19 protein-coding genes and 1 pseudogene are annotated in these 22,134 nt (G+C 58.7%); 8 read left to right on the top strand and 12 right to left on the bottom strand.

Annotation, left to right across the window (positions count from 1 at the left end; translation table 11 throughout):
• Positions 1–4: 4 nt before the first annotated feature.
• The 5 genes from N5D53_RS02505 to N5D53_RS02485 form a co-directional block, all read right to left on the bottom strand.
• On the bottom strand, positions 5–670 hold the full coding sequence (locus tag N5D53_RS02505; RefSeq protein WP_279839679.1) for an amino acid ABC transporter permease: 666 nt from the start codon (positions 668–670) through the stop codon (positions 5–7).
• 10 nt (positions 671–680) lie between these two features.
• Positions 681–1,352: an amino acid ABC transporter permease gene (locus tag N5D53_RS02500; RefSeq protein ID WP_279839677.1), complete on the bottom strand. Its 672-nt coding sequence runs from the start codon at positions 1,350–1,352 to the stop codon at positions 681–683.
• 10 nt (positions 1,353–1,362) lie between these two features.
• Positions 1,363–2,184: an amino acid ABC transporter ATP-binding protein gene (locus N5D53_RS02495; RefSeq protein ID WP_279839675.1), complete on the bottom strand. Its 822-nt coding sequence runs from the start codon at positions 2,182–2,184 to the stop codon at positions 1,363–1,365.
• A gap of 53 nt (positions 2,185–2,237) precedes the next feature.
• Positions 2,238–3,074, bottom strand: a complete 837-nt coding sequence (locus tag N5D53_RS02490; protein ID WP_279839673.1) for a transporter substrate-binding domain-containing protein — start codon at positions 3,072–3,074, stop codon at positions 2,238–2,240.
• A gap of 217 nt (positions 3,075–3,291) precedes the next feature.
• Positions 3,292–4,212, bottom strand: a complete 921-nt coding sequence (locus N5D53_RS02485; RefSeq protein ID WP_279839671.1) for a LysR family transcriptional regulator — start codon at positions 4,210–4,212, stop codon at positions 3,292–3,294.
• Positions 4,213–4,313: 101 nt separating this feature from the next.
• Between N5D53_RS02485 and N5D53_RS02480 the strand changes: the two genes are divergently transcribed.
• The 5 genes and pseudogenes from N5D53_RS02480 to N5D53_RS02460 all read left to right on the top strand — a co-directional run.
• Complete coding sequence (locus N5D53_RS02480) at positions 4,314–5,660, top strand: aspartate aminotransferase family protein (protein ID WP_279839670.1); 1,347 nt, start codon at positions 4,314–4,316, stop codon at positions 5,658–5,660.
• A gap of 76 nt (positions 5,661–5,736) precedes the next feature.
• Positions 5,737–7,233 (top strand): CoA-acylating methylmalonate-semialdehyde dehydrogenase, encoded by a 1,497-nt coding sequence (locus N5D53_RS02475; RefSeq protein WP_279839668.1) that lies wholly within the window; start codon positions 5,737–5,739, stop codon positions 7,231–7,233.
• Positions 7,234–7,353: 120 nt separating this feature from the next.
• Entirely contained in the window at positions 7,354–8,658 is a 1,305-nt protein-coding gene (locus N5D53_RS02470) for an aspartate aminotransferase family protein (RefSeq protein ID WP_279839666.1), read from the top strand.
• A gap of 314 nt (positions 8,659–8,972) precedes the next feature.
• Complete coding sequence (locus tag N5D53_RS02465; RefSeq protein WP_279839664.1) at positions 8,973–10,913, top strand: methyl-accepting chemotaxis protein; 1,941 nt, start codon at positions 8,973–8,975, stop codon at positions 10,911–10,913.
• Between the two features lie 194 nt (positions 10,914–11,107).
• Positions 11,108–11,215, top strand: a pseudogene (locus tag N5D53_RS02460) (AsnC family transcriptional regulator); the annotation flags it as partial.
• 80 nt (positions 11,216–11,295) lie between these two features.
• On the opposite strand, the gene ppsA reads toward N5D53_RS02460, so the two are convergent.
• From ppsA to N5D53_RS02445, 3 genes are all read right to left on the bottom strand, one after another.
• Positions 11,296–13,719: a phosphoenolpyruvate synthase gene (ppsA, locus tag N5D53_RS02455; protein ID WP_279839662.1), complete on the bottom strand. Its 2,424-nt coding sequence runs from the start codon at positions 13,717–13,719 to the stop codon at positions 11,296–11,298.
• 32 nt (positions 13,720–13,751) lie between these two features.
• Entirely contained in the window at positions 13,752–15,152 is a 1,401-nt protein-coding gene (gabP, locus tag N5D53_RS02450; RefSeq protein WP_279839660.1) for a GABA permease, read from the bottom strand.
• Between the two features lie 93 nt (positions 15,153–15,245).
• Positions 15,246–15,770 carry a heme-degrading domain-containing protein gene (locus tag N5D53_RS02445; protein WP_279839659.1) on the bottom strand — a complete coding sequence of 175 codons (525 nt, stop codon included), beginning with the start codon at positions 15,768–15,770 and terminating at the stop codon, positions 15,246–15,248.
• A gap of 474 nt (positions 15,771–16,244) precedes the next feature.
• Between N5D53_RS02445 and N5D53_RS02440 the strand changes: the two genes are divergently transcribed.
• The 3 genes from N5D53_RS02440 (at position 16,245) to N5D53_RS02430 (ending at position 18,642) form a co-directional block, all read left to right on the top strand.
• Positions 16,245–16,928, top strand: a complete 684-nt coding sequence (locus N5D53_RS02440; protein WP_347881662.1) for a transporter substrate-binding domain-containing protein — start codon at positions 16,245–16,247, stop codon at positions 16,926–16,928.
• 116 nt (positions 16,929–17,044) lie between these two features.
• Positions 17,045–17,773, top strand: a complete 729-nt coding sequence (locus N5D53_RS02435; protein ID WP_279839655.1) for an SDR family NAD(P)-dependent oxidoreductase — start codon at positions 17,045–17,047, stop codon at positions 17,771–17,773.
• Between the two features lie 95 nt (positions 17,774–17,868).
• On the top strand, positions 17,869–18,642 hold the full coding sequence (locus tag N5D53_RS02430; protein ID WP_279839653.1) for a pyrroline-5-carboxylate reductase: 774 nt from the start codon (positions 17,869–17,871) through the stop codon (positions 18,640–18,642).
• A 139-nt stretch (positions 18,643–18,781) separates the two neighbouring features.
• Here N5D53_RS02430 and N5D53_RS02425 read toward each other — a convergent pair whose 3' ends face one another.
• The 4 genes from N5D53_RS02425 to N5D53_RS02410 all read right to left on the bottom strand — a co-directional run bounded on the left by N5D53_RS02425 (position 18,782) and on the right by N5D53_RS02410 (position 22,121).
• Positions 18,782–20,173 carry a site-specific integrase gene (locus tag N5D53_RS02425; RefSeq protein ID WP_279839651.1) on the bottom strand — a complete coding sequence of 464 codons (1,392 nt, stop codon included), beginning with the start codon at positions 20,171–20,173 and terminating at the stop codon, positions 18,782–18,784.
• Between the two features lie 303 nt (positions 20,174–20,476).
• On the bottom strand, positions 20,477–21,604 hold the full coding sequence (locus tag N5D53_RS02420) for a tyrosine-type recombinase/integrase (RefSeq protein WP_223255154.1): 1,128 nt from the start codon (positions 21,602–21,604) through the stop codon (positions 20,477–20,479).
• A complete protein-coding gene (locus N5D53_RS02415) occupies positions 21,526–21,927 on the bottom strand; it encodes a hypothetical protein (protein WP_230849534.1) in 402 nt (133 codons plus the stop codon). Before N5D53_RS02415 ends, N5D53_RS02420 begins: the two co-directional genes overlap by 79 nt.
• A gap of 17 nt (positions 21,928–21,944) precedes the next feature.
• Positions 21,945–22,121, bottom strand: a complete 177-nt coding sequence (locus N5D53_RS02410; protein WP_274119424.1) for a hypothetical protein — start codon at positions 22,119–22,121, stop codon at positions 21,945–21,947.
• Positions 22,122–22,134: the final 13 nt, after the last annotated feature.

Genomic DNA, 22,134 nt, shown 5'->3' with positions numbered 1-22,134 from the left:
CGCGTCAGTAGGCATAGCGGCGCAGCAGGCGCCCTTCGACCACGCCGACCAAGCGGGTCAGCGGGAAGGCTACGAGGAAATAAATGACCGCCACCGCCGAGAGGAACTCGACCGGGCGGGCAGTGCTGTTGGAAATGTTCTGGCCGACGAACATCAGGTCAGCAACACCTACCGAAGAGATCAATGCGCTCTCCTTGAACAGGCTGACGATGTTCGACAACAGCGGCGGAACCGAGCGCAGCAGAGCCTGCGGGAAGATGACGTAGAGCACCTTCACCTTCGAAGTCAGGCCCAGTGCAGTGCAGGCGTCATGCTGCTCACTGGCGATCGACTTCAGCGCGCCACGGAAGGTCTCGCTGGTGATCGCACCCATGTACAAAGTCAGGGCAATCAGCACCGACACATACGGTGGGATATCAAGGCGAAACACCACCGGGAAGCAGAAGAACACCCAGAACAGCTGGATCAGCAAGGGCGTGCCGCGGAAGAACTCCACATAAAGGGTCAGCGGCAAGCGCACCAATTTGAGTTTTACCTGGCGCAGCATGCTGACTGCAAAACCAAGCAGGCTGCCGAGCAGGGCGCAGAGGCCGGTGAAGGCCAGGGTCAGGGCCAGGCCCTTGAGCAGTACGGGCCAATAGCCCAGCACAACCGAAAAATCGAGTGGCATGGTGATTTCCTCAGCGCTGTCCGGCCAGTTCCTGGCGCCGCTCGAACCACTGCACCAGCTGCGCGATCGGCAGCGACATGGCGAAGTAGATAAGGGCGATCAGGGTGTAGGTTTCCAACGGGCGGTAAGCTTCGGTGGCCAAGCTCTTGCCCACGTACATCAGGTCGGCGACTGCGACGATGGCGACCAATGCGCTTTGCTGCAGGGTGCCGATGCCGTTGGTGATCAGCACAGGCAGGGCGCTGCGCAGCGATTGCGGCAGGATGACGTAAAGGGTGCGTTGCCAGTTTTTCAGGCCCAGGGCGATCGAGGCGTCCAGGTGTTCACGCGGCACCGCCTGTACACCAGCGCGGTACGCCTCGGCATTGAACGCGGTGAGGTTCAGGCCCAGCGCCAGGAAGCCCATTGCGATCGGGTCGATGAACACGTCGAACAGCATCGGCACGCAGTAGAAAAACCAGACGATCTGCAGCAGCGCCGGAGTGCAGCGGAAGAACTCGATGAACAACTGTGCCGGCCAGCGGATGAAGAACCAGCGGCTCAGGGTCATCAGGCACAGCAGGAAACCGCAGGTCAGGCCGATAAGGTTCGAGACCAGCGCCAGTTCCAGCGTCACCTTGAGCCCGTCGAGCAGCGCCGGGAGGCTGCCGCTGAGGAAGTGGAAGTCAAATTGGTAGTTCATGGCAGTGCCCTCAATCGAAATGCACGACCTTTTCCAGAAACTCGCGGGTGCGGGCTTCCTTGGGTTGGGTGAAGATCTGTTCGGGATGGCCTTGCTCGACGACCTTGCCGTTGGCGCAGAACACCACGCGGGTGGCGATGTGGCGGGCGAAGTGCATGTCGTGGGTGACGATGATCATCGCCATCTTCTGTTCGGCCAGTTGCATCATCACGTTCTGAACTTCGATGACCATCTCCGGGTCCAGCGCCGAGGTCACTTCATCGAACAGCATCAGGCGCGGTTCCAGCATCAGTGCACGGGCAATGGCCACGCGTTGCTTCTGGCCGCCGGACAGCTGGCTCGGGTAGGCGTGCAGTTTGCTTTCCAGACCCAGGCGGGCGAGGTAGGCGCGGGCTTTCTCGGTGGCTTCTGCCTTGCTCAGGCCATGGACCTTGACTGGCGCCAGGATCAGGTTGCCCAGCACTGACAGGTGCGGGAACAGGGTGTAATGCTGAAACACCATGCCGATCTGCTTGTGCAGGACTTCATCCAGAGGTTTGCCGTGTTTGCGCGCACCGTCGATGTAAGGCTTGCCCTGGAACTGGATGCTGCCGCCCTGGATGCCTTCCAGGCCCATCAACACACGAAGCAACGAGCTTTTGCCGCTGCCCGATGGGCCGATGATGACGAGACGGTCATCGGCACGCATGTCCAGGTTCATCTGGTCCATGACGACCAGTTGTTCGCTGTAGGCTTTGCGCACGCCGCGCAGTTGGATGAAATTGCCGTTCATGTCTGAATTCGGGTTGAGCGAAGCCTGTGGCTGGGAAGCCACCAAATGAGGAGTGGTCATTGCAGTCGTCTCCGGAAGGGCCCTGAGCCGGGCCCTCTGTATGTCCGCTGGAGTTACTGGGCTTTGCTGCCCGCGATGATTTCGGCGCTGGCCTTGTCCACCAGCTTGTCGATTTCGCCCGACTCGCGACGCTGAGTCAGGTAGGCATCGAGCTGGGCAAGGTCTGCAGCAGGCGTGTCATGGGCAAGGGCGAAGGACACCCCTTGCTTGGCCATGGCGGGGACAGGGAGCACTTCCTTGACCCAGCTGTTGGCCATGGCGAAAAGGTGGTTGGTGTCGTTGGCGTCAGCCAGCACATCGGCGCGGCGCGACATCAGTGCCATGCGCGTTTCGTCCGAGCCTGGCAGACGCATCAGCGTGGCGTTCTTGATGGCCGCAGTGACAGCTTTGTCGGCTGCGGTACCGGAGATGACCGCGATGGTGACGCCAGGTTTGTCGAAATCAGCGATGGCGTTACCGGCACCGCTGAACTTCGGGTTCTTCTCATTGATCAGCAACGAAACCTGGTAGTCAGTGGCGGGAGTGGAGAAGGCCACTGCTTTTGCACGCTCAGGCGTCATGTTGAGCGCCATGGCCATGTCCCACTTGCCGCTTTGCAGGCCAGCCACCTGGTTATCCCAGCTAGTGTCGACGAACTGCGCTTTTACCTTGAGTACGTTCTCGGCGAAATCGCGGCACAGATCGACGAAGTAGCCGCTGTACTGGCCCGAGGCCGGGTCGCGCATTACATAGGGGGCTGCGACAGCTGCGCCGCACCGCAGTACGCCGGCTTTTTGAACGTTTTGCCAGGTTTGCGTGTCGGCGTGCGCCGCAGGTTGCGACAGCAACGCCAGGGCTGCGGTAAGGCATGCAACGCCAGCGCTGACTTTGCGTGAAAGGGACCGTGCCATGTTGAATCTCTCCGGTAATTTGTTTTTGTAGGCAGAAGAGCAAGCAAACGAATCGCTGTGTTTTATTTGAATGCCGCAATGTGTGCAGCGATGCATTCAGGCTATTGCGAGTCTGCGCAAGCTGTCAACACGCTTGAAAGAATTTTTTGAAGCAAAGCCCCCCCGATCACTTGCAAAAGTGATTGGCGTGGGCGCTGTGGGGGAGGAGGGGGCGAAGCTAGGCGGGGCTGCCGGTCAACTGCAATTCGTTGAGAAAACGCTCAAGGATCATGTTTGGTCGGCGCCCCTTGCGGGTTGCGATGGCGAGCTTGGCATCGAAGTACAGGCGGTTGGGGTCAAGCGCTGCCATGATGCCTTTTTCCACCCAGGTGGCGGCGTAATGATCGGGCAGGAAACCGATGTAGCTGCCGGTCAGAATCAGAAACGCAATGCCCTCACGGTCAGTCGCCGAAGCCCCGAAGTTGAGCAGTTGGTGCAGCCCGATCGCCTCGGCGGTCATCCGGTAGGTCGGCACTACGGCATCGGCCTGTGCCAGTTGTTCGTCAGTGACACTGGCGGCATGGGCGAACAGCGGATGCTCGTGGCTGCAGTACAGATTCGAACGCTCCTCATAGAGCAGGCTGTAGTCCAGGCCGGACAGGGGTGAGATCAGCGGCACTGCACCGACGTGCAGGTGGCCATCCAGAAGGCCGCGCTCGATTTCGCCGGGGGTACTCATGCTCAGGTTGATACGCACGCCACTGCCCTCGGCGCGCACGGCCTTTAGCGCATGGGTGATGCGCATCTTTGGCTGGGTGACCAGGTTGTTGACGATCGCGACGTTGAGGTCGCCACGCAACTGTTGGTGCATCTGGTTCACTTCGCTGCGAAAGCCCTCGATGGCCACCAGCACGGTTTCACTGGCGCGCAGCACCTCACGGCCTTCATCGGTGAGGGCGAAGCCTGCGCGACCCCGCTGACACAAGCGCATCCCCAGGCGCTTTTCCAGGTCGCCCATGTGCAAGCTGATGGCGGACCGTGTGATGCCCAACGCACTTTCGGCGCCGGAAAAACTGCCGCATTCGGCGACGGTTTTGAAAACCCGCAGCAGCCTGAGATCAAAATCACTTACCTGATGCAGGGGCGTTTTCTTGGTCATGCGTGAGTTATCCAATAACTGAGTGCAAGAAAATATAGATTTATCGCACATGACTTTCCAGCACAAGCTAGGCCCATCACTCCACGCTCAGGATTACCGTCATGAACCAGGCCTTGCAGACACCTCTCTCCTTGGCCAGTGGCCTCCAGCTCGAATCGCACTGGATGCCATTTTCCTCCAATCGGAATTTCAAGAAAGACCCACGCTTCATCGTGGGTGCCAAAGGTAATTGCCTGATTGATGAGCATGGCCGCGAGGTGTTCGATAGCCTCTCGGGATTGTGGACGTGCGGAGCGGGCCATTCCCGGCAGGAAATTGCTGACGCTGTTGCAAAGCAATTGGTGTCCCTGGATTACTCGCCAGCGTTTCAGTATGGCCACCCCTTGTCGTTCCAGCTGGCTGAGAAGATTGCCGGTTTGGTACCCGGTAATCTCAACCACGTTTTCTTCACGGGGTCGGGGTCCGAGAGCGCCGATACCTCTATCAAGATGGCCCGCGCGTACTGGCGCCTGAAAGGTCAGCCACAAAAAACCAAGCTGATTGGGCGTGCCCGCGGTTATCACGGCGTGAACGTTGCTGGCACCTCGCTGGGTGGCATTGGCGGCAACCGCAAGATGTTCGGCCCCTTGATGGATGTAGATCACCTCCCGCACACCTTGCAGCCAGACTTGGCCTTCACCAAGGGGGCTGCCGAGACGGGCGGCGTGGCCTTGGCCAATGAATTGCTAAAGCTGATCGAGCTGCATGATGCCTCCAACATCGCGGCGGTCATCGTCGAACCGATGTCCGGCTCGGCGGGTGTCATCGTTCCGCCGCAAGGCTACCTTCAGCGCCTGCGCGAGATCTGCGACCAGCACAACATTCTATTGATCTTCGATGAGGTAATCACGGCTTTTGGGCGCATGGGAACCATGACCGGTGCCGAGTACTTCGGCGTCACTCCGGACCTGATGAACATCGCCAAGCAGGTCACCAACGGTGCCATCCCGATGGGTGCCGTGGTTGCCTCGAGCGAGATCTACAACACCTTCATGTACCAGGCGTCTCCCGAATACGCGGTCGAGTTCGCCCACGGTTACACCTATTCGGCCCACCCGGTTGCGTGCGCAGCTGCCCTGGCCACCTTGGACCTGCTGGAAAAGGACAACTTGGTCAAGCAGTCGGCGGAACTGGCACCGCACTTCGAAAAGGCCATTCATGGCCTGAAGGGCAGCCGGCACATCGTCGACATCCGCAACTGCGGCTTGGCCGGTGCGTTGCAGATTGCGCCACGGGATGGCGATGCGCTCATTCGCCCGTTCGAAGCAGGTATGGCGTTGTGGAAAGCAGGTTTCTACGTGCGCTTTGGCGGCGACACGCTGCAATTCGGCCCAACATTCAACACCCAACCCCAGGAACTGGATCGTCTGTTCGATGCCGTGGGCGAAGCCTTGCACGGTATCGACTGATCAGCACGCTCTCGCGCGACGAGAGCTTCCTTCATACAACAAATAGACAGCTTGTCACCAAGCTCGAGGAAAGAAGATGGCAACTATCAAGCACTTGATCCATGGTGAACACATCGCGGACGACGCCCGCACCACGGATGTGTTCAATCCGTCCACTGGCCAGGCTATCCACAAGTTGGGCCTGGCGAGCCGCGCCACTGTGCAAAAGGCCATCGACTCGGCCCAAGCCGCCTTCCCGGCCTGGCGCAACACTCCGCCGGCCAAGCGCGCCCAGGTGATGTTCCGCTTCAAGCAGCTGCTGGAGGCGAACGAGCAGCGTATTGCCCAGCTGATCAGCGAAGAGCACGGCAAGACCATTGAAGATGCCATCGGTGAACTTAAGCGCGGTATCGAGAACGTCGAATTCGCCAGTGCAGCTCCCGAGATCCTCAAGGGCGAGTACAGCCGTAACGTAGGTCCGAACATCGATGCCTGGAGCGATCTGCAGCCGATCGGCGTAGTGGCCGGCATCACCCCGTTCAACTTCCCGGCGATGGTACCGCTGTGGATGTATCCGCTGGCCATCGCCTGCGGTAACTGCTTCATCCTCAAGCCGTCCGAGCGCGATCCAAGCTCGACCCTGCTGATCGCCGAACTGCTGCACGAAGCCGGCCTGCCAAAAGGCGTGCTTAACGTGGTGCACGGTGACAAGGAAGCGGTGGACGCACTGATCGAGGCGCCTGAAGTCAAGGCCCTGAGCTTCGTCGGATCGACCCCGATCGCTGAATACATCTACGCCGAAGGCACCAAGCGCGGCAAGCGCGTACAAGCCCTGGGCGGCGCCAAGAACCACGCGGTGCTGATGCCAGACGCCGAGCTGGACAACGCCGTCAGCGCATTGATGGGCGCTGCCTACGGTTCGTGCGGCGAGCGCTGCATGGCGATCTCCGTGGCCGTGTGCGTGGGTGACCAGGTGGCAGACGCCCTGATCGCCAAGCTCGAACCCCAGATCAAGGCGCTGAAGATCGGTGCCGGTACTTCTTGCGGCCTGGACATGGGCCCGCTAGTCACCGCTGCTGCGCGTGACAAGGTGCTGGGTTACATCGATGACGGCGTTGCCGCTGGTGCCAAGGTCGTTGTGGACGGTCGTGGCTTCAAAGTGGCAGGCAACGAAGACGGCTACTTCGTGGGCGGCACCCTGTTCGACCGTGTTACTCCGGAAATGCGCATCTATAAGGAAGAGATCTTCGGCCCAGTACTGTGCGTGGTACGCGTGAACAGCCTGGAAGACGCGATCAAGCTGATCAACGACCACGAGTACGGCAACGGCACCTGCATCTTCACCCGCGACGGTGAGTCGGCGCGCCTGTTCTGCGACGAGATCGAAGTCGGCATGGTCGGCGTCAACGTGCCGCTGCCGGTACCGGTCAGCTACCACAGCTTTGGCGGCTGGAAGCGTTCGCTGTTCGGCGACCTGCATGCCTACGGCCCGGACGGTGTGCGCTTCTACACCCGCAAGAAGGCGATCACCCAGCGTTGGCCGAAACGCACCAGCCATGAGGCCGCTCAATTCGCTTTCCCTAGCAACAGCTAAGGCAAGCCCCCTGGTTCGAATGCCTGCGTGATCCACTGTTCTGACGGAGAACCGCGATGGCGCAGGCGTTCGTCCCCCTTACAGCGTCTGGCTCACTCTATAAATAGGTCGACAAGAATCATGGCGATTACCAATCAATACGTGAAAGATCTTGATCGCGAGTATGTATTCCACTCGTGGTCTACCCAAGGAACACTCAACCCTCTGGTGATCGCCGGCGGCGAGGGCAGTACTGTCTGGGACTACGACGGCAAGCGTTACCTGGACTTCTCCAGCCAGCTGATCAACACCAACCTGGGGCATCAGCACCCGGCGGTCATCGCGGCAATCCAGGAACAAGCCGGCGCTCTGGCTACCATTGCCCCGGCAACCGCCAACCTGGTGCGCGGCGAAGCCGCCAAACGCATCATCGAGCAGGCCCCGGCCGGCTTCAAGAAGGTCTTCTTCACCAACGGTGGCGCTGACGCCAACGAAAACGCGATCCGCATGGCGCGTTTGTTCACCGGTCGTGACAAAGTGCTGTCGTCCTACCGTTCCTACCACGGCAACACCGGTTCGGCGATCGTCGCCACCGGCGACCCACGCCGTGTACCGAACGAGTACGCCCGTGGCCACGTGCACTTCTTCACCCCGTACCTGTACCGCAGCGAGTTCAACGCCCAGACCGAGGCGGAAGAAACCGAGCGCGCCCTGCGTCACCTGCGTCGGGTGATCGAATGCGAAGGCGCGAACTCGATCGCCGCGATTCTGCTGGAGAGCCTGCCGGGTACCGCCGGTGTGCTGGTGACCCCGGCCGCCTACATGCAGGGCGTGCGCCAATTGGCCAACGAGTTCGGCATCATGCTGATCCTCGACGAAGTGATGGCGGGCTTTGGTCGTACTGGCAAGTGGTTCGCCTTCGAACACTACGGTGTGATCCCAGACTTGATCACCTTCGCCAAGGGAGTGAACTCGGGTTACGTACCTGTCGGTGGCGTGGTGATCTCGGAACAACTGAGCACCTACTTCGACACCCACTTCTTCCCAGGCGGCCTGACTTACTCCGGTCACCCGCTGGCCATGGCTTCGATCGTCGCCTCGATCGACGCCATGCGCAAAGAGCGCGTGGTCGAGAACGCCCAGGAAATCGGCGAGAAGCACTTGGGCCCGCGTCTGCGTGAACTGCAGCAGCGTCACTCGGCCATTGGTGAGGTCCGTGGCGCCGGCGTCTTCTGGGCCCTGGAATTCGTCAGCGACAAGGCGACCCGCGCGCCGTTGGCTGCCCAGACCATGCTTGCGCTGAAGAACAAGCTGCTGGAGCGTGGCCTGCTGCCGTTCGTGGTCGAGAACCGTATCCACGTCGCGCCGCCCTGCATCATCACCGCTGAAGAGATCGAGGCCGGTATCGCTATCCTCGATGAAGTGATCGGCTCGGTATTGGGTTGATCGTTGTATAGGGCCAGCCTTCTTGGATGTTGGCCACAGGTTCGGGTATCGGCGTCATCGGCTGTTCTCACCCAGCGTATTGATGAAGCAGTTATCCGTGCACGCAGAGCGCTCTCTGCGATTGCCCGCAGCCAACCTGGGCGGCGGGCACACACCTCCTCACCACTTAGTCGAAGCTTCGGCCCAAGACCTGGCCGCCACCACGCTGGCGGCCTTTTTTGTTTAAACAGCACCCACCTTTGTCCAACCAACCGAACCGCTCTGGCGGATCGGGAGCAACCTTGTGCAACAACGATAACAACATGAGGGCGTCGATGAAGATCAAACAGAAACTGACATGGACATTTGCCGGCATCGCGGGGCTACCCCTCGCCTTGGTGGCAATTTTGATCACGTTCAACTTGCGAGAAGAAGCCAGTGATCGTTTCCTGGATAACAGCAATCGGGAAATGCGCCAGGTCAGTAATGCGATGGCCATTTTCTTTGAAGGCATCGCGCAGAATGTGGATCTTCTGGCGGCTCAGCCGGAAGTGGCCAACGCGGACGGTGGCCTCAATAAGTATTTTAAAGTAAGTAGTCATAGCGTCGAACCAGGCCAGCAGGATCAGCGCTTGCTGGAAGTCTTTGACCGGCTAGGGCGCAGCCACCCCAGCTATGCCTACATCTCCTATGGCCTGGCCGATGGTGGGCATGTTACCTGGCCGGCAGGCCAGGTCCTTTCCGAATACGACCCGCGCGTACGCCCTTGGTACCAATTGGCTACGACTAATCCTGGCAAAGTGTTACGTACAGCCCCCTACAGTTGGGCAGATGATGTTCTAGTCAGTACGGTGCGTACGGTGTCCAATGCATTGGGTAGCGTGGGAGGAGTGATCAATATCGACGTTTCGCTCAAGGGGCTCACTGAGATCATCAAGCAGATCAAGCTGGGTGAAAGCGGGTATCTGATGCTCATTGAGGATGATGGGAACGTGATGGTCGACCCCCACGATCCCAATCACAACTTCAAGCAGCTTGCGAGCCTCGGGCCGGCCTATGCAGCGCTTGCGGCTGTCAAACAAGGCTTGGTTGAGGTCGAGATCGATGGCGATCTGTACATGGCGAATGTGTATCCAGCCAAAGGGCTGGGCTGGACTTTCATAGGCCTGATTCGCAAGGCCGAGGTCATGGAGTCTACGATCCAACTGACTTGGTTGATCACAGTCATGACGCTGTCGCTAGCGGCGATGTTCGCGTTGGTCGGCGCCGCCTTTGCCAAGATGATCGTGCAGCCGATCAACAGTGTCAGTGACGGCCTGGAGCAGATTGCTCAAGGAGAAGGGGACCTGACGCGCAGCCTGCACATCCGTGGCCGAGACGAAACCGCACAACTGGCTGGCTGGTTCAACCAGTTCCTCGGCTCGATTCACAGCCTCATTCAGCAAATCGGAACGGCTGCCGGCAGAATACTCTCGACTTCAGTCACTTCCACGCGTGTCTCCTCGGAAATGGCCGACGCTGCAGATCGGCAACGCGAAGCCGTCGATCTCGTGTCGACGGCATTTCATGAAATGGTCGCCACGGCTAACGAGGTGGCACGTTCCTGCAGCCAGGCCGCGCTTTCCGCCGACAGCGGCCAGGAGCAGGCCCGTGTGGGACAGCAGCAGATAGATGCTGCCGTGCAGAGTGTCGAGCGCCTAAGCCTTGAGATTGATCAGTCAGCTCAGTCGATTCAGCAACTGGAGCGCGACAGTCATTCTATCCAGTCGATTTTGGGTACCATCCGCTCTATCGCCGAACAGACCAACCTGTTGGCACTCAATGCTGCAATCGAAGCCGCTCGCGCAGGTGAGCAGGGGCGAGGTTTTGCCGTGGTCGCCGATGAGGTGCGTGCATTGGCCAAGCGCACTGCCGACTCGACAGCTGAAATCGATGGCCTGCTGGGTAACCTTTCAGGGCGTACAGCCGAGGTTGCCGCGCAGATGCACGCCAGTCTTGAGGTGTCGGCGCAGTCAGTGAGCCGGATTGGGATGGCCCGCGATAGCTTCGGACAAATCAGGGCAGCGGTCGATAACATCCGAGATATGAACAATCAGATCGCGACGGCTGCCGAGGAGCAGCACCAAGTAGCTGAAGATATCAACCGGCATATCTCCAATATTCATGGTGAAGCACAACGCGTGGCCGAGTTGGCGCAATCGGCACGACAAGACTCGCATCACCTTGCTGGGCTGTCCGACGAACTTGATGGTCTCGTGCGTCGCTTCCGCACGTGACGGGATGAAACCCATCGCCCGCAGTTAGCCTGCGGGCGATGGGTCTAAACGCTCCGAGAACACGGAGTTGGGGCCTCCTTGGACGCCGGCAATGCCGGTTTCCAAGCGGATCATACGTTGCACGCCGACGAAAGCGTTGTTGTCATCCCGCATTCGCCAGATCATGGGCCCCGAGCTTATCTAGGGAAACTACTTACACGCAATTGACCAGGGCGCTCTTGTTCCAAAGCAACAACGTCAAGCGCTTCAAGACACTGGTTTCAATGAGCAATGTGAAAACCGGGTTCGCTGTGCCGACCGACCTGAAAGGCCAAGACTGTAATGAGGCGGGGGTCAACTGTCGTTGCCCCTGCCCGGTGCTGCTGAACCTGCCTGCTACCCGTTATCGCTGGGCGAGGCCCACCAAGGCTTCGAGTGCTGGGAACTCAATGGTTTCCGGTTCTTCATTATCCGCCAGGAAGAGCCAGGTCTCGATCACAGAGTCCGGGTTCAAGGACACGCTGTCTATGCCCTGCTCCATCAACCACTTGGCCAGGTCCGGGTGGTCCGATGGGCCCTGGCCGCAAATGCCGATGTACTTGCCGGCCTTGTTGCACGCCTGGATGGCGTTGGCCAGCAGCTTTTTCACCGCAGGGTTACGCTCGTCGAACAGGTGGGCAATGATGCCCGAGTCACGGTCCAGGCCCAGGGTCAACTGGGTCAGGTCATTGGAGCCGATCGAGAAGCCGTCGAAGTACTCCAGGAACTCTTCGGCCAGAATGGCGTTGGACGGCAGCTCGCACATCATGATCACGCGCAGGCCGTTGTCGCCGCGGGCCAGGCCGTTTTCAGCAAGCAGGTCGACGACCTGGCTGGCTTCGCCCAGGGTGCGCACGAACGGCACCATGATCTCAACGTTGGTCAGGCCCATCTCGTTGCGCACACGCTTCAGCGCACGGCATTCGAGTTCGAAGCAGTCACGGAACGATTCGCTGATGTAGCGCGAAGCCCCGCGGAAGCCCAGCATCGGGTTTTCTTCTTCCGGCTCGTACAGCTTGCCGCCGATCAGGTTGGCGTACTCGTTGGACTTGAAGTCCGACAGGCGCACGATGACCTTTTTCGGGTAGAAGGCCGCCGCCAGGGTGCTGATACCCTCGACCAGCTTCTCGACATAGAAGCCGACCGGGTCGTTGTAGCCGGCAATGCGCTTGTCGACGCTGTCTTTCAGGTCGGCAGGCAGGCCCGCATAGTTCAGCAGCGCCTTGGGGTGCACGCCGATCATGCGGTTGATGATGAACTCCAGGCGTGCCAGACCGACACCGGCGTTGGGCAGCTGGGCGAAGTCGAAGGCACGGTCCGGGTTGCCGACGTTCATCATGATCTTGAACGGCAGTTCCGGCATGGCATCGACCGAGTTCTGCTTGATGTCGAAGCCCAGCTCACCTTCGAAGATGAAGCCAGTGTCGCCTTCGGCACAGGAAACGGTCACGCCCTGGCCGTCTTTCAGCACCTGGGTCGCGTTGCCGCAACCGACAACCGCCGGGATACCCAGCTCACGGGCGATGATCGCCGCGTGGCAAGTACGGCCACCGCGGTTGGTGACGATGGCGCTGGCGCGCTTCATCACCGGCTCCCAGTCCGGGTCGGTCATGTCGGAGACCAGCACGTCGCCCGGCTGGACCTTGTCCATTTCCGAGACGTCGTTGATGACGCGAACCTTGCCGGCGCCGATACGCTGGCCAATGGCGCGGCCTTCGACCAGCACGGTGCCTTTCTCTTTGAGCAGGTAGCGTTCCATGACGTTGGCGCTGGAACGGCTCTTCACCGTCTCAGGGCGGGCCTGGACGATGTACAGCTTGCCATCGTCACCGTCCTTGGCCCACTCGATGTCCATCGGGCGCTGGTAGTGCTGCTCGATGATCATGGCCTGCTTGGCCAGCTCGCTGACCTCGGCATCGGTCAGGCAGAAGCGTGCGCGGTCGGCGCGGTCGACTTCGACGGTCTTGACCGAACGGCCGGCCTTGGCTTCGTCGCCATAGACCATCTTGATCGCCTTGCTGCCCAGGTTACGGCGCAGGATGGCCGGGCGGCCGGCCTGCAGGGTGTTCTTGTGCACGTAGAATTCGTCTGGGTTGACCGCACCCTGTACGACGGTTTCGCCCAAGCCATAGGCGCCGGTGATGAACACCACGTCGCGGAAGCCCGACTCGGTGTCGAGGGTGAACATGACGCCGGCGGTGCCGGTTTCGGAGCGGACCATGCGCTGCACACCGGCAGACAAGGCAACCAGCTTGTGATCGAAGCCCTGGTGCACGCGGTAGGCGATGGCGCGGTCATTGAACAGCGAGGCGAACACTTCCTTGGCCGCGCGGATTACGTTGTCGACGCCACGGATGTTGAGGAAGGTTTCCTGCTGGCCGGCGAACGAGGCGTCCGGCAAGTCTTCGGCGGTGGCCGAGGAACGCACGGCCACGGCCATGTTGTCGTTGCCCTTGGACATTTCGCCGAAGGCGGTTCGGATTTCCGAATTCAGACGCTCCGGGAATTCGGCTTCCATGACCCACTGACGGATCTGGGCGCCGGTTTTGGCCAAGGCGTTGACATCGTCCACGTCGAGCGCGTCAAGCGCGGCGTGGATGCGGTCGTTCAGGCCACTCTGCTCGAGAAAATCGCGGTACGCCTGAGCCGTAGTGGCAAAGCCGCCCGGCACCGATACACCAGCACCTGCGAGGTTGCTGATCATCTCGCCCAGGGATGCGTTCTTGCCCCCCACATGCTCCACATCATGGACGCCGAGCTTATCGAGGGAAACTACGTACTCAACCACGTTTGAATCTCCAGTAGACATTGCAGGCACGCTCATCGCTCAGACAGCGCGGCATGTTGTTCGTGATTCTGGGCGCCTGTGGCATGAGTCCTTCTCTGGTGGATCAGGCCGAGGCAGATGATCATCACGGCCAAGAGCCCGGTGGCTGTAATCTCTGAGCGATAGGCCGGGATGAAGAACATGCCGATCAGTGCGCCACTGATGAACAGAATCACTGCCCAAGTCAGCCACGGGAACAGCCACATGCGAAACTCAGGCGTCTTGCCTGTGGCCATCATCTTCTTGCGCAGGCACAGCTGCGAGATGGCGATGACCAAGTAGACGAGGAGTGCAACTGCACCGGAAGTGGAAAGCAAGAACTTGAACACGTTCTCGGGGGCGAAATAGTTGATGAAGGTTGCTGCTATGCCGATCACCGTCGAACCAACCACCGCGGCGAGAGGCACGTTCTCTTTGGTGGTGTACATGTAGAGTCGTGGCGCATCACCGCGTTTGGCCAACGAGTAGAGCATGCGCGAAGCGGTATATACCTGGGAGTTCATGCAGCTGGCGACTGCGAGCAGGACGACAATGTCGATCAGCAAGCTAGCGTTGGGGATATTCATGATCTCCAGCGCGCGCTGGAACGAGCCCACTTCTGGCAGGCGAGGGTCGTCCCAAGGTACGACGGAGAGAATCATCAGAATGGACAGCAGGTAGAAGACGCAGATACGCCATACCACCGAGTTGGTGGCGCGGGTGATCTGGCGTGCGGGATTCTTCGACTCTGCGGCGGCGATGGTTACCACTTCGGCGCCGATGAAGCTGAACATGGTTGTCAGCATGGCACCGATGACCGCTGATAGCCCGTTCGGTGCGAAGCCTCCGTGCTGGGCCATCAGTTGCCCGATGCCGCTGACTTCACGATTGGGCAGCAACCCCATCAGTGCAGCTGCGCATAGCGCAATGAAGGAGATGATGGCGACAATCTTGATCAGGCCAAACCAGAACTCGAACTCACCGTAGCGGGCGACACTGAAGAAGTTGGAGCATGTCAGCAGCACGATCACGGCCATGGCAGTGATCCAGGTGTCGATGGCCGGCACCCACGCATTGACGATGTTCGCTGCAGCAATGGCTTCCAATGGAATGGCCAGTACCCAGAACCACCAATACAGCCAGCCGATGCTGAAACCGGCCCAAGGGCCGATGGCCCGGTCGGCATAGGTTGAAAACGAACCGGTATCCGGTGCCGCGACCGCCATTTCGCCCAGCATTCGCATGACCAACACGACAAGCGCGCCAGTAAATATGTAGGCCAGGATAACGGCCGGACCGGCCTTGGCGATGGCATGCCCTGAGAAGACGAACAGGCCTGCACCGATGACGCCGGCAATCGACAGCATGGTGACGTGGCGCTGCTTCAAGCCGGGAGCGAGGGATGTATTTGACATGGATAGACTCATTATTTGTTCTTGGAGCGTTCTAATCCGTACAACAGGCAAGGCCCCAACGCACTGAGTGACGTCGTGCGGTGGGGAAAAGCGCTAGCGCAGGCTTGCCCTCTGGAACGGGCAGTCTGGTGACAGTGCCAAAGTGTCTGGGGTATGGCCGAGCAGCTCGCAGAGCGCGTCGACGATGATTTGGTGATCTTGCCGATCAGGTAGGCCGGAAACCGTTACCGAGCCGATGACACCTGAGCCTCGTACGATGATTGGGAAGCCGCCACCGACGCTGGCGTAGTCGGCCGGTGAAAGGAAATAACGCTCGCTAATGTCCAAGCCTTCCAAGGCCAGCTGGTAGCGGATCCGATAGGAGCTGCGCAGGAAACGCTGAACGGTGTTGTTCTTGCGGGCTACCCACGCGAGGTTGTCAGAGGTGATGCCGGGCCTTGCGGCGAAGAACAGGGGGCGGTCGAAACGCCTCACATCAATCACTAGCGGCCAAGACTTGGCCACTGCCTGCTGGTATAGAAGACTGCCCAGTTGCCAAGCCGTTTCCTCGTTGAAACGTGGGAATTGGAGGGTTTCTTCCTGGCGAATCAAAAGTGCCAGTTCATCGTTCAGGCTCATGGTCGACCTCCATTCAGCGGTCCGCTACCCGCGCGGACCCTACAGATCACAAAAGCTTGGGGCTAAAGCATTGTTGAGTTAAATCCATTTATTCTCACGCTATGTTTTTAAAATACTCACCTATTACTAGCCAGGATATCAAGTGCTCTAGGATTTAGCATTCCCGGACTCAAAAGAGTCTTTGAGGTCTAAATTGCTACAGTGCGATGCTGTTGACAGCCTCCGCCATAGTTTTTATTGTGAATGCAGTCATGCACACAAAATCGCATGCAGCAAGTGCCGTACCTTCCTGCCAAAAAACAATGAATATCAGTGAGGTGTGAAATGGTTCTTCCGGTCCCGTCGTATCTGAAAGGTCTCTTCGTTGGCGCAAGCCTGTGTGGCGCACTGCTGGCTCAGTCCGCTGCCCAAGCTGCAGAAACATCTGTTTGGCAAGATATTCAAAAGGCAGGCGAGTTGCGCTGCGGTGCGGCGGTGGCCGCGCCCTATGTGATGCGCGACGCTAAGACGGGTCAGTACAGCGGCTACTTTGTCGACTTGTGCCGCGATTTTGGGGAGAAGGTGCTGAAGGTGAAGGTGTCTTTCGTCGACACCAACTGGGACAACCTCGTGGCCGGTTTGCAAAGCAACAAGTGGGATTTGGCCATGGCGCTGAACCAGACTCCCGAGCGTGCGCTGGCGGTTGCCTTCACCGTGCCAGCCACCGATTACCAGGTATCGCTGCTGGTGAACAAGGACAACCCCAAGGTCGCTGATGTGAAGGATGACATTGCCGCCCTCGACAAACCGGAGGTGACCTTTGCCGTGATGTCTGGTACCGCACAGGACAAGGCCATTTCCTCGGTGATTCGCAGCGGCAAGATCATGCGCCTGCCGGGCATGGATGAAGCTCGCCTTGCGGTCATGTCCAAGCGCGCGGACGTGCTGGTTGACGCCAGCGATACCAACCACTTGTTCGCGCTCGCCAACCCCACCTGGACGCGTGAGATTCTGCCCAAGCCGGCTTTGGCCAAGCAGGGCGTATCGTTCGGTGTGCGGCGCGATATTTCGCCTGCTGACCTGGAAGTGCTGAACATCTATCTGCGTCAACGACGCGACAACGGTGATATCCAGCAACTGGTCGACAAGGCTTCAATTGAGGCTAATGCTGCCAAATAGCACTCCCTGGCATGCTGCCCGAGCTTCTGAAGCGGGCAGCATTTCCCATTCTTGAAACAAGAAGGTGATAACTAATGTGTGACCCGACACGCCCCCTGGCAGGACAAACCGTACTGGTGACCGGTGCATCTGGTGGTATTGGTGCCGCGATCGTCGAACAGTTGGCGGCTGAGGGCGCACGCCCGATCATTCATTACAGTCGGGACGAGCAGGGTGCTAGCGCATTGCTTGAGCGCATCGGCGGTAATGGTTGGATCGTACAGGGCGACCTGAGTGATGAGGTCGGGCCAGAGCAGCTTTGGCACGCAGCACTCGAGTTGAGCGGTGGCCGTATCCACGGCCTCGTGAACAATGCCGGCATCCGCACCGAGATTGCGCTAGAGGCCAACTCGGCACAGTGGCGTGCGGCTTGGCGTCGTGAGTTTCAGGTCAACTTCTTCGCTGCCGCCGATCTGAGTCGCGAAGCCGTCCAGCACTACCGCTCCCATGGTGGCGGACGAATCATCAACATGGCCAGTCGTGCGGCCCAACGCGGCTACGCTGCGGATGCTCTGCCTTACGGCACCAGTAAGGCTGCGTTGATCAATCTGACCAAGTCCCTTGCCCGTAGCGTGGGTGGTTACGGGGTGGTGGCAGTGGCCATCGCGCCGGGTTGGGTGCGCACCGACATGGCGGAGCAGTTTGTTGCTCAGTATGGAGAGGCTGCGGCGGTGAGTGATATTCCCGTTGGCCGTATGGCGAGTCCCTCAGAAGTGGCAGAGTTGGTCGCCTTCACTTTGCGGCCCTCACAGGCTTCGCTGAACGGTGCCACTCTGGATGTCAATGGCGGTAGCTATATTCGCTGAGGCTCCAGTTCCAACAGTGCTCGGGTTAAAAAACGGCCCTGTTGAGGGGCGTAGTCAAGTTTGCGGATAACGAACGTGTCGTAGGAGTTGAGCGAATGATTTATGGCTTCATTGGTACGGGCACTATCACTGAAGCCATGATCCACGGATTGATGGCATCGGCACTATCAGCCTGCTCGTCGGTGATCGTGTCGCCCCGCAATGAACTCGTTTCCTCTCGTCTTTGTGCTCAATACCAACAGGTTACGGTGGGACGGAGTAATCAGCAGGTAGCAGATTCATGCGACATTCTGGTACTGGCTATCCGTTGGCAGGTTGCGGAGGAGGTGCTGCGAGATCTGGTAATCCCTGCAAATACCAGGATCATTAGTGTGATTGCCGCCACGGACCATCAAGCACTTGGGCGCTGGGCAGATGTCCCGGTTGAGCGCATTGTCAGGGCAATCCCACTACCGTTTGTTGCGCAGTGTGAAGGCGTGACAGCCATCTATCCGCGGGACCCGGTTGTCAGCGAGTTTTTTGACGCTTTGGGTACTGCTGTGTGCTGCGACAGCAAAGCTGAATTCGATCAGTTGGCGGTTGCGAGCGCTTTAATGGGTACCTATTTCGGCATTCTTGATCAGGTCGCCAGTTGGCTGCAGGCCAAGGGAATGCCCAAAGCCAAAGCGCAGGGCTACCTGAAACCACTCTTTGCAAGCTTGGGCAATTTTACACATGAGTCAGAAGGGGTTGATTTCGCGGGGCTGCGCAGTGATTTCTCCACGAAGGGAGGCTTGAATGAGCAGGTGTTCCTTGACTTTGATAACGGAGGTGGTAGCCGGGCACTGCTGGCAGCTTTGGATAACGTCTTGATCAAAATCCAAGACTGAATGCCGCTTACCCATGTCTGGTTTGCTAGTGAAGCAGGTTGAGTTCAGAATCAAGGTTGTTCCCTTCTGGGGAGTGTGTGAAACCCTTTGCCTCATCAGCTCGCAAGCCCGATGCAAGTATCGTTTCCCGCTCCACTGATCATTCGTACGAGCGCGAGAGAATATCTATAAGATGCTCCCCTAAGACACGCCACGCTTCGCTCTTTTCTTTCGCATAATCATAATGTAGATAATGCCGACGGACTTTTGATCCTCCGAGTTGGTGGTTCTGACAGCGGTCGATGATGTCCAGGTTAACACCCAGTTCCTGCATAAGAGTCGCTCCAGTGCGACGTAAGTCGTGCGGTGTCCATTCGCCTTTCGTTCCTTTACTCAGCACCAGCGAGTCATCGTGGTGGCGGCCAGGCAGCGGTTTGCTGCGATTTTTGAGGGTGCACTGCCGGTCGCCTATCAGTTTGCTGATTGTCTTGGTGTCGACGTGACTATTTTCGTCTCTGCTGGGGTAGCAGAACCGCGTATGTCCGGTGAGTGCGTTCAACACCTTGAATTGTTCTAAGGCGAAAGCGGAGAGGAAAACGTGATGATCTTGGCGTTTCCCCTTACGTCCCTTGGTGGCATTGGCCGGGATGAACCAGTTCCCCTTTTCGAGATCCAGGTGCTTCCATTCGGCTTTCAGCAGTTCACCGATGCGGCAGAGCGTACCTAGGCAAATCCAGACGGCACATTGCACACGTTTGTTGACTGGGCGGACGCCTGAGTATCTCTGGCCTGCATCCAAAGCTTCGTAGTCGAGCTTCAGACGGGCGAAAATATCACGCAACTCGCGAATTTCGTCAGGAGAGAGCAGGCGGTTACGCTCCTCCTGATAATCGTGATCAAGCAGTTGCTTCACATCTATCAGGTCTGCGGGGTTGCCGTCGACCATTAAAGACCGCCATGGCTTGCGTTTTTCAGCCCAGCGCAGCATCTGTCCGATATCGTTACTGCGAATCACGACAGTCCGGTTTAGCCCGCGGGCTTTCACCGAACGGAAGACCATGAGCAGGTCCTTCTCGGTAAGGTCACGTAGTGGTTTCTTCCCAATGATGGGGAGTACATCTTTGGTAAAGCTCCGACGGAGCTCTGCATTGGCATCCTCGCGAGACACACCGTCGCGTATCCATTCTTCGAAGAGGTCCGAAACAGTCTTGTTTTCGGCGATGCGCCGCTCGGCTTGAGCAATGGTGGCGGCTACGGCTGCCTGAGCTTCTATGTTGGCGGCCTTGCGAGCAGCTACGGGAAGAATCCCTTTAGTGGTAACGGCCTTTACTTCATCGCGCTCGGCGCGGATCTGAGCAAGCGATTTTTTTGGCCAACTGCCCAGGCTCAAGTCGCGTTTCACACCTTCGTGCTTGAACTCGAAACGAAAAAGTATCGTTACGCCACGCACACCGGCGCGGACTTTTGCGACTAACCCGCCGTCTTCTCGGAAGATAGTGCCGTGATCGTTCGCCGTGAAAGCTTCCAATTTTTTTGCAGTCAGCTTGGCCATGCATCACCCCGATGCTCGAACCGGTTACCTTGAATTTTACCCCACTTTTACCCCACCGAGTGACTCGGCTTTCGGTGGATTCCGGCGGATCGAGGTGGAAGGCGATCGGGGCTGTAGTGCCCGATTTTACTGGGTTTTGGCCTGCCAAGGATGGCCATTCACATCCATGAAGAACCACGTAAAATGCGCATGGGGTGCAAGGGGTCGAGTGTTCGAATCACTCCGTCCCGACCATATATTTCAACGACTTAGCCACCTTAGGGTGGCTTTGTCGTTTTTGCATGTGGGGAGTTTTTCGGGACTTCATCCGATTTTCCTCTTCAAGATCGTCAACACCGGCCCGCGAGAGTCAGTTGTTGATACCATGTTCGCAGCCTCAATCAGCTTGCCCAGCTCAGCGCCGGAGTAGTGGCTGGTGATGCTGCCGTTCTTGTGCCCGAGCAGTGACTTCCGATCCTCTTCAGTAACGCCTGCTGCCCGCAGTCGTCGACCGAAGGTGTGCTTCAAGTCGTGAATCCTGATCGAGGCATATCCAGGGTGAGCGGGGCGAAGGTTTTCCTCCTGCCAGAGTTTCGCCGCTCTCACCCGTGCCTTCTTCCAGGCCGAGTCGTTCATCCGGTGCATCGCGGTGCCGTTGTATGGGAATACCCATTCCTTGCTGATCCCGCGCTGCCTTTCAATGATCGACTTGGCCACGTTGTTCAGCACCACCAGACGCTCGTCGCCATTCTTTACGCCCGACCGGGCGTGTCTCCCGCCGAAGTCAGCAGGGATCAGGAAAACACTGGTTCCCAGTTCCGGCACCGATATCTCCCAATCCCACCTCAGCTTGCACACCTCTTGCTCCCGGCAGCCCGTGTTTACCTTGAACAGGGCCATCGTTTGCAGGTGACCAGGCAGCTCGTTGAAGAGGATCGACTGCTCTTCCCATGACATTGGGTAGGGCTTGCGGCTCGACTTCTTCTCTTCGAGCTTCCTCAGCATGGGCACACTGTCCAGCCATGGCCGGCGATCGTCGTCTCGCCACTTCCTGGCGCATAACGTCAAAACCCGGACCGCGCGCTCGATGGCGATGTTGATCGTCCGGTTGCTCACGGCCTTTTCAATGGTCCCATCCGGCAGAACCTTTTCTGTCTGCCGATCCCTGATAAACGGCTCAAGCGCCTGGTCATCGATGTGCGTCAGCGGCAGGTGGCCCAGGTACGGGTGAAGCTGCTTCATGCACAAGGCAGTCAGGTGAATGGAGGGTTGATCCTTGACCTCAAGGAGGTAGCGCATTGCCGCCTCCTCCCAGGTGTGCACCTGCCGAACGCCGTACACCTTCCGTTGACGCATCTGCTCGAGCTTGTGGATCAAGTACTGCTCTGCTTCTTCCCGGTCACCAGTTCCAGTACTCTCTCGAATTCGCTCCCCTTTGTAGACTTTGTCGATTTGCCAGACACCGCCCTTCTCGTAGAGGCCGGTGATCGTTTTTCGCGCCATGTATCATCTCCTCGGCGCTCGCTGCGGGGCCGATTGTTGTCCTGTCCGGTGGCTTTTTCAATCGCCTTGGCTTCGATGTAGGCGTCCGCCCACTCATCAAGCTCCTGGCGGTCAAAGGCCACGCCCTGTTTTCCGATGGGGAATTCCCGCACGTTCGGCCTGACCGTCTTGTTGAACTCATCCCGGCACATACCGAGATACCCAGGCGCATCGCCGAACCGGATGAACCGTGGCTGAATGCTTGAGGGCTTTGCTGCTGTGGCATTCGCCATGTCTTTCTCCATGCCGTTCAGGCCGTGAAGTGATATCCGACCTGCGCCGCCCGGGCGGCTTCCTCGGTTCGAAACATGAGTTCTTTGGTTCCAGGCCAGCCCTCGGCCGTGTATTCCACGGATACCCACCAGTGGCCGAACTTGCGGTACGGCTCGCCGAGGATCTTCGTGACGTAGCAGTCGATCAGGTTCATGGATGGTCTCCAC

The sequence above is a fragment of the Pseudomonas sp. GD03862 genome (genome assembly GCF_029840855.1).
GTDB lineage: Bacteria > Pseudomonadota > Gammaproteobacteria > Pseudomonadales > Pseudomonadaceae > Aquipseudomonas > Aquipseudomonas alloputida.
The sequence above is the reverse complement of the archived record's forward strand: the minus strand, read 5'-3'. Positions and strand labels throughout refer to the sequence as shown.